This window comes from Streptomyces sp. NPDC058955, assembly GCF_042741435.1.
Classification (GTDB): Bacteria; Actinomycetota; Actinomycetes; order Streptomycetales; family Streptomycetaceae; genus Streptomyces.
The window spans coordinates 102,611-110,104 of record NZ_JBHYKM010000009.1; the positions used below are offsets into that span (position 1 = coordinate 102,611).

8 protein-coding genes are annotated in these 7,494 nt (G+C 73.6%); 5 read left to right on the forward strand and 3 right to left on the reverse strand.

The annotated features are described in order from the left end of the window. Nucleotides 1–12: 12 nt before the first annotated feature. Nucleotides 13–651, reverse strand: coding sequence for a TetR family transcriptional regulator (locus ACFW1I_RS06710; protein WP_384666681.1), 639 nt, complete (start codon nt 649–651; stop codon nt 13–15). A gap of 239 nt (nt 652–890) precedes the next feature. Between ACFW1I_RS06710 and ACFW1I_RS06715 the strand changes: the two genes are divergently transcribed. From ACFW1I_RS06715 to ACFW1I_RS06730, 4 genes are all read left to right on the forward strand, one after another. Next, on the forward strand, nt 891–2,210 hold the full coding sequence (locus ACFW1I_RS06715) for a glycosyltransferase family 4 protein (RefSeq protein WP_384666683.1): 1,320 nt from the start codon (nt 891–893) through the stop codon (nt 2,208–2,210). A gap of 133 nt (nt 2,211–2,343) precedes the next feature. Beyond that, nucleotides 2,344–3,078: a class I SAM-dependent methyltransferase gene (locus ACFW1I_RS06720; protein WP_384666685.1), complete on the forward strand. Its 735-nt coding sequence runs from the start codon at nt 2,344–2,346 to the stop codon at nt 3,076–3,078. Beyond that, on the forward strand, nt 3,075–4,166 hold the full coding sequence (locus tag ACFW1I_RS06725; RefSeq protein ID WP_384666687.1) for a prenyltransferase: 1,092 nt from the start codon (nt 3,075–3,077) through the stop codon (nt 4,164–4,166). Before ACFW1I_RS06720 ends, ACFW1I_RS06725 begins: the two co-directional genes overlap by 4 nt. Nucleotides 4,167–4,274: 108 nt before the next feature. After that, nucleotides 4,275–4,829: a hypothetical protein gene (locus ACFW1I_RS06730; protein WP_384666688.1), complete on the forward strand. Its 555-nt coding sequence runs from the start codon at nt 4,275–4,277 to the stop codon at nt 4,827–4,829. Here ACFW1I_RS06730 and ACFW1I_RS06735 read toward each other — a convergent pair. Then, nucleotides 4,816–5,952, reverse strand: coding sequence for an alkene reductase (locus ACFW1I_RS06735; protein ID WP_384666690.1), 1,137 nt, complete (start codon nt 5,950–5,952; stop codon nt 4,816–4,818). The genes ACFW1I_RS06730 and ACFW1I_RS06735 overlap by 14 nt on opposite strands. A 66-nt stretch (nt 5,953–6,018) precedes the next feature. On the opposite strand from ACFW1I_RS06735, the gene ACFW1I_RS06740 reads away from it, so the two are divergent. Next, the gene (locus tag ACFW1I_RS06740) at nt 6,019–6,384 is read left to right on the forward strand and encodes a MerR family transcriptional regulator (protein WP_384666692.1); all 366 of its coding nucleotides are present in this window, start codon (nt 6,019–6,021) and stop codon (nt 6,382–6,384) included. Here the strand turns inward: ACFW1I_RS06740 and ACFW1I_RS06745 are convergent. Beyond that, nucleotides 6,381–7,391, reverse strand: coding sequence for an LLM class F420-dependent oxidoreductase (locus tag ACFW1I_RS06745; RefSeq protein WP_384666694.1), 1,011 nt, complete (start codon nt 7,389–7,391; stop codon nt 6,381–6,383). The two genes, ACFW1I_RS06740 and ACFW1I_RS06745, sit on opposite strands and share 4 nt — an antisense overlap. Nucleotides 7,392–7,494 lie beyond the last annotated feature (103 nt).

Consider the following 7,494-nt stretch of genomic DNA (forward strand, 5'->3'; position numbering starts at 1 on the left):
GGCGGCGGACCGTCACTGACGGGCGGTGCCCGTCCGCTCCGGGGCCGTCAGGTCGATCAGCCGGCAGACCGTCTCGATGTCGATCTTCACCTGGGCGATCGAGGCGCGGCCGGACAGCCAGGTGATGAGCGCCGAGTGCCAGGTGTGCTCGATGACCCGGACCGCCGACAGCTGCTCCGGCGTCGGCTGCTCCGCGCCCATCGCGTCCAGGATGATCGCCGTCGTGAGCCGCGAGACCGTGTCCACCTCGGGGCTCACGCTGCGGTCGGCGAAGGTCAGCGCCCGGACCATCGCGTCGGCGAGCTGCGGCTCGCGCTGCAGCGCGCGGAAGGTCCGCATCAGGGTCTCCGCGACCCGCTCCGCCGGGGCGGCGCCCGCCGGGGGCCGCTTCCGGAGGGTGGTGTGCAGGTGCTGGAGCTGGTCCTGCATGGTCGCGACGAGCAGGTGGATCTTGGACGGGAAGTAGCGGTACAGCGTGCCGAGGGCGACCCCGGCCGCCTCCGCGACCTCCCGCATCTGCACCGCGTCGAAGCCGCCCCGGGCGGCGAGCTGGGCGCTGGCGTCCAGGATGCGCCGCCGCCGGGCCTCCTGGCGCTCCGTCAGCGGCGGTGTGGCGGAGGGGCGGTGGTCCGCTCTGCTCTCTGCGGTCATCGGGGTCCCGTTCCGTGCGGTGGGGAGCGCCAGTATGGCGGAGGAAGGCCGTGGCGCGAACCTCCGCGACCGGGTGGTGCGAATCACCTGTTCCGGTGCTCACACGGGAGCTACCTGCCGGTAGATTCGGTGCCTCCCGGAGGTCCGGGAGGCACCGAGAACGATCAAGTCTGTAACTTGTTCTACATTAGCGCGAGCGGTTACGCTCGCGCGAAACGCACGCTCGAAGGGGGTCGCGCATGACCGCTGAGGCCATAGAGGCAAGCCCCCGGCAGGGTGCCGCCCCGTCCGGTGACGGTCCGTTGCGGATCGCTCTCCTCACGTACAAGGGGAACCCGTTCTGCGGCGGCCAGGGCGTCTACGTCCGCCACCTCTCCCGCGAACTGGCCCGCCTGGGCCACACCGTCGAGGTCTTCGGCTCGCAGCCGTACCCGGTCCTCGACGAGGGCGTCACGCTCAGCGAGATCGCCAGCCTCGACCTCTACCGCCAGCCCGACCCCTTCCGGACGCCCAAGCGCGAGGAGTACCGGGACTGGATCGACGCCCTGGAGGTCGCCACCATGTGGACCGGCGGCTTCCCCGAGCCGCTGACCTTCTCGCTGCGCGCCCGCCGCACCCTCGCCGCCCGCCGCGGCGACTTCGACGTGATCCACGACAACCAGACCCTCGGCTACGGGCTCCTCGGCGGCCCCCGCGCGCTGGGCGCCCCGCTGGTCACCACGATCCACCACCCCATCACCGTCGACCGGCAGCTCGAACTCGACGCCGCCGCCGACTGGAAGCGCCGCGCCTCCGTCCGCCGCTGGTACGGCTTCACCCGCATGCAGAAGCGGGTCGCCCGCCGGCTGCCGTCCGTCCTCACCGTCTCCGGCACCTCCCGGGACGAGATCGTCGAGCACCTCGGCGTCCGCGAGGACCGCGTCCGGGTCGTCCACATCGGCGCCGACACCGAGCTGTGGTCCCCGGACCCGTCGGTCGCCGAGGTCCCCGGCCGGATCGTCACCACCTCCAGCGCCGACGTCCCCCTCAAGGGCCTGGTCTTCCTCGTCGAGGCGCTCGCCAAGCTGCGCACCGAGCGGCCCGACGCGCACCTCGTCGTCGTCGGCAAGCGCGCCGAGGACGGGCCGGTCGCGCAGGCGATCGAGCGGTACGGGCTCGAAGGCGCCGTCCGGTTCGTCAAGGGCATCAGCGACGCGGAGCTCGTCGACCTGTACCGGTCCGCCGAAGTGGCGTGCGTGCCGTCGCTGTACGAGGGCTTCTCGCTGCCGGCCGCGGAGGGGATGGCCACGGGGACGCCGCTGGTCGCCACCACCGGCGGCGCGATTCCGGAGGTCGCCGGGCCCGACGGGGAGACGTGCCTCGCCGTGCCGACCGGGGACGCGGGGGCGCTGGCCACGGCGCTGGGGCGGATGCTGGGCGACGCGGAGCTGCGGGCGCGGCTCGGTGCGGCCGGGCGGGCGCGGGTGCTGGAGCGGTTCACCTGGGCCAGGGCCGCGCAGGGGACGGCGGAGCTGTACCGCGAGGCCCTGGCCCGCAAGGCCGCCGGGGTCCGTCGGTGACACCTCGCCCTGTCCGCCGGGTGCGCCCCGACGGGTGGGTTGTGCCTACCTGTCCCACCTGGCGGAACGCCTGCCCACAACGAGGCGGCAACGCCTGCCCCCAACCAACTCCGATCGCGAAAGCAGGCAGCCCGTGCTGACCGTCGACTTCACCCGCTTCCCGCTCGCTCCCGGCGACCGCGTGCTCGATCTGGGCTGCGGTGCGGGGCGGCACGCCTTCGAGTGCTACCGGCGCGGTGCGCAGGTCGTCGCGCTCGACCAGAACGGCGAGGAGATCCGCGAGGTCGCCAAGTGGTTCGCCGCCATGAAGGAGGCCGGCGAGGCCCCCGCCGGGGCGACCGCCACCGCGATGGAGGGCGACGCGCTCAACCTGCCCTTCCCCGACGAGTCCTTCGACGTCGTCATCATCTCCGAGGTCATGGAGCACATCCCGGACGACAAGGGCGTGCTCGCCGAGATGGTGCGGGTGCTGAAGCCCGGCGGGCGGATCGCGATCACCGTGCCGCGGTACGGCCCCGAGAAGATCTGCTGGGCGCTCTCGGACGAGTACCACGAGGTCGAGGGCGGCCACATCCGGATCTACAAGGCGGACGAGCTGCTCGCCAAGATCCGCCAGGCCGGCCTCAAGCCGTACGGCACCCACCACGCGCACGCCCTGCACGCGCCGTACTGGTGGCTGAAGTGCGCCTTCGGCGTCGACAACGACAAGGCGCTGCCGGTCCGCGCGTACCACAAGCTCCTGGTCTGGGACATCATGAAGAAGCCCGCCCTGACCCGGGTCGCCGAGCAGCTGCTCAACCCGGTCGTCGGCAAGAGCTTCGTCGCGTACGCCACCAAGCCCCACCTCCCGAAGGCCGACGCCAAGTGACCTCTCCGGAGCGGATCGCGGAGCACCTCGTCCTGCCCGGCGTCCTCACCGCCGAGCAGGCCGCCGGCACCGTCGCCGGGATCCTCGCCGGGCAGCGGGAGGACGGCGCCATCCCGTGGTTCCGCGGCCACCACCTCGACCCGTGGGACCACACCGAGGCCGCGATGGCCCTGGACGCGGCCGGCGAGCACGAGGCCGCCGCCCGCGCCTACGCCTGGCTCGCCCGGCACCAGAACGCCGACGGCTCCTGGTACGCGGCCTACCGGGACGGCGACCCCGACGACGTCACCGACCGCGGCAAGGAGTCCAACTTCACCGCGTACATAGCCGTCGGCGTCTGGCACCACTACCTGTCGACCGGCGACGACGCCTTCCTCGACCGGATGTGGCCGGTCGTCTACGCGGCGGTCGAGTTCGTCCTCCGGCTCCAGCAGCCCGGCGGCCAGATCGGCTGGAAGCGCGACCCCGACGGCACCCCCGTCGCCGACGCCCTCCTCACCGGCTCCTCCTCGATCCACCACGCCCTGCGCTGCGCCCTCGCGCTCGCCGAGGCCCGCGAGGAGCCGCAGCCCGACTGGGAGCTGGCGGTCGGCTCCCTCGCCCACGCGATCCGGCGCCACCCGGAGCGCTTCCTCGACAAGTCCCGCTACTCGATGGACTGGTACTACCCGGTCCTCGGCGGGGCGGTCACCGGCGCCGAGGCGAAGGCCCGCCTCGACGCGCGCTGGGACGACTTCGTGGTCCCCGGCCTCGGCGTCCGGTGCGTCGTCCCCAACCCGTGGGTGACCGGCGGCGAGAGCTGCGAGCTCGCCCTCGCCCTGTGGGCGACGGGGGAGTCCGACCGGGCCCTCACGATCCTCCAGGACATCGGCCACCTGCGGGCGCCGAACGGCCTGTACTGGACGGGGTACGTGTACGAGGGCGCGGACGGCGCCGAGCCGGCCGTCTGGCCCGAGGAGCAGACCACCTGGACGGCGGGCTCCCTCCTCCTCGCGGTCGCGGCCCTCGGCGGCGAACAGGCCACCGTCGCCGTCTTCGGCGGCGAGACCCTGCCGACCGGTCTCGCCCCGGACTGCTGCGGGGACTGACGGCGCCGCCCGACCTCTCCGGGCGGCGCACCCGGACGGGTCGCCCGGATGGCGGTCCGCCGGGGGGCGGGCGAGGCTGGCGGGACCAGTCCCCAGGGAGGTTCCGCTGTGCCCAGAAGCCTGTCCCGCGGCGTCGCCGCGCTGCTGCTGTCCTGCGCGCTGCTGTTCACCACCGCCGCGTGCGGGAGCGACACCACGCAGAGTCTGTCGACGGGGTCGGTCGCGTCCCCGTCCGCGTCGAGCACCTTCGAGCAGCAGAAGCTGGCGAAGACCCGGTTCGTCGCGAACGCCGGGCTCGCCGCCGGTGCCGCGTACCAGTGGATCGTGAAGCCCTACAAGGCGGGCAAGTTCAAGAAGGGCGCCGACGGGCGGACCTTCGCCCTCGTCAAGGCGGGTCTCGCGGGCGCGTTCACCTACAACCGGCTCAAGGCGGCGGTCAACAACGCCAAGGGCGACCCGCTGCTCTCCAAGGCGGTGGCCCCGCTGTCCGCCGGCATCGAGTCCCTGAAGGAGCTGGGCACCAAGCTCCGCAAGGGCGAGGTCGACGCGGCGGACGTCGGCGGCCTGGAGGGCGTCATCAGCGGCATCAAGGACGCCGGCAAGTCCGCCGGGGCCGAGGTCGTCGACAAGGTCCCCTCGGCCTCCCAGCTCAGCGGCGGCTGACGGCGAGAGCATCCGCCCGCTCCAGCGTCGGGTAGTCGTTGTAGCCGGTCTCCTCGCCCGAGTACATCCAGTTCGTCTCCCGGAGCGGGTTGAGCGGCGCGCCGACGCGCAGCCGCTCGACCAGGTCCGGGTTGGCCATGAAGGCGCGGCCCAGCGAGATCAGGTCGGCCCCGGCGTCGAGCAGCCGCTCGCCCGCGGCCTTCCCGCCGTCCGCCGGGAGGGGGCCGCCGAAGCCGAGCGCCGGGTTGGCGATCAGCGTGTTCGGCCAGGCCGCGCGGATCCGGTGGAAGAGCGGCTGCCCGGGGTCGGCGAAGATCACGTGCAGATAGACCGGGTCGAGCGCGGCGAGGGCGGGGACGAGCGCGCGGTACAGCGCGTCGGTGTCCTCCGCGGTGCCCTCGTCGATGCCGTTCACCGTGACCCCGGGCGAGATGCGGACGCCGACCCGGTCGGCGCCGATCGCGTCGACGACGGCGCGGACGACCTCGACCGCGAACCGGACGCGGTTCTCCACGGAGCCGCCGTAGGCGTCGGTCCGCCGGTTGGTGTTCTTCGCCAGGAACTGGTGGAGCAGATGTCCGTTGGCGGCGTGCACCTCGACCCCCTCGAAGCCGGCGTCGACGGCGCGGCGCGCGGCGGCGGCGAAGTCGGCGACGGTCTGCCGGATGTCGTCCGCGGTCATCTCGCGGGGCACCACGGCCTCCTGCCGGCCGGTGGGCGTGTGGATCGTCTCCGGCAGCGCGATCGGCGAGGGCGCGACCGGCAGGTGACCGCTGTTGTCGGGGTGGCCGACCCGGCCGCCGTGCTGGAGCTGGACGAACATCCGCCCGCCGCCGGCCCGCACCGCGTCGGTGACCGTGCGCCAGCCGGCCACGTGGGCGCCGTCGTGGAGGGCCGGGATGTTCGGGTACGTCTGGCCGACCGCGTTCGGGGTGGTCCCCTCGGTGATGATCAGGCCGGCGGTGGCCCGCTGGGCGTAGTGGGTGACCATGAGGGGCCCCGGGACGCCGTCGGCGCCGGCCCGGTTGCGGGTCAGCGGCGGCATCACCAGCCGGTTGGGCAGGGTGAGGGAGCCCAGGGGGGCGGACTCGAAGAGGCGGGAGGAAGCCGGTGCGTGCGTCATGCGGGTACCGTAGGAGTTGACACCAGTGTCAGGTTCAAGTCCCTTCTCCCGGAGGCGAGGCGGCGGATGCGCATCGGTGAACTGGCCCGGCGCAGCGGCGTCAGCGAGCGGTCGCTGCGCTACTACGAGACCCAGGACCTGCTGCGGTCCGAGCGGACCCCGGGCGGCCAGCGGCAGTACGGCGAATGGGCGGTGGACCGGGTCGTCCGCATCCAGGCGCTGTACGCGGCGGGCCTGAACAGCCGCAAGATCGCCCACCTGCTGCCCTGCATGCGCGACGCGGACGGCGCGCCCAGCGAGATCGCCACCTCCCAGCTGGTCGACGAGCTGTCCGCCGAGCGGACCCGCATCGACGCGCTCATCGCCGACCTGGTCCGCTCCCGCGACATCCTGGACGAGGTCATCGAGACGGCCTCCACCGTCCGCGACTAGTCGTTCAGCTCCGCCAGCGTCCGCAGGGTCTCCAGGTCCGGGGCCGTGACCAGCAGGTCCGTCACCGGGCCCGTGCGCCATTCCTGGAGCCGCTGCGCGATCCGCTCGCGCGGGCCGACCAGGGAGATCTCGTCGGCGAAGGCGTCCGGGACGGCGAGGACCGCCTCCTCGCGGCGGCCCTCGGCGAAGAGGCCCTGGATGTGCCGGGCCTCCGCCTCGTATCCCATGCGGGCCATCAGGTCGGCGTGGAAGTTGCGGGTCGCGTGCCCCATGCCGCCGATGTAGAAGCCCAGCATCGCCTTGACCGGCAGCAGGCCCTTCGACACGTCGTCGCAGACCTGGGCGCGGACCATCGGCGCGACCCGGAAGCCGTCGGGGAGCCGGTCCGGGAGGGCGTACGCCTCGCGGAAGCGGGCGGGCGACCAGTAGAGCGGCAGCCAGCCGTCGGCGATCTCCAGCGTCTGCGCGATGTTCCGGGGGCCCTCGGCGCCCAGCAGGACCGGGAGGTCCGCGCGGAGCGGGTGGGTGATCGGCTTGAGGGGCTTGCCGAGGCCGGTGCCGTCCTCGCCGGCGTACGGGAAGGAGTGGTGCCGTCCGGCGAGCCGCACCGGCGCCTCGCGGCGGAGCACCTGCCGGATCACGTCCACGTACTCGCGGGTGGCGGTCAGCGGGGAGCGGGGGAAGGGGCGCCCGTACCAGCCCTCCACCACCTGCGGGCCGGACAGGCCCAGGCCGAGCCGCATCCGGCCGCCCGACAGGTGGTCCAGGGTGAGCGCGTGCATCGCCGTCGCGGTCGGGGTGCGGGCCGCCATCTGCGCCACCGCCGTGCCGAGGCCGATGCGGCTGGTGTGGGCGGCGATCCAGGTGAGGGCGGTGAAGGCGTCCGAGCCCCACGCCTCCGCCGTCCACACCGAGTCGTAGCCGAGCCGCTCCGCCTCGCGCGCGAGCTCCAGATGGGCGGGGGAGGGGCCGCGGCCCCAGTAGCCGAGCGCGAGTCCCAGGCGCATGACCGGACTCCCTTCTGTTTCTGACTAGGCGTCAGATCCGGTTCCGGGGACTGTACGACAGCGGCCCCGCCCGCCCGCGCGCGCTCGAGCGCGCGGGGGCGCG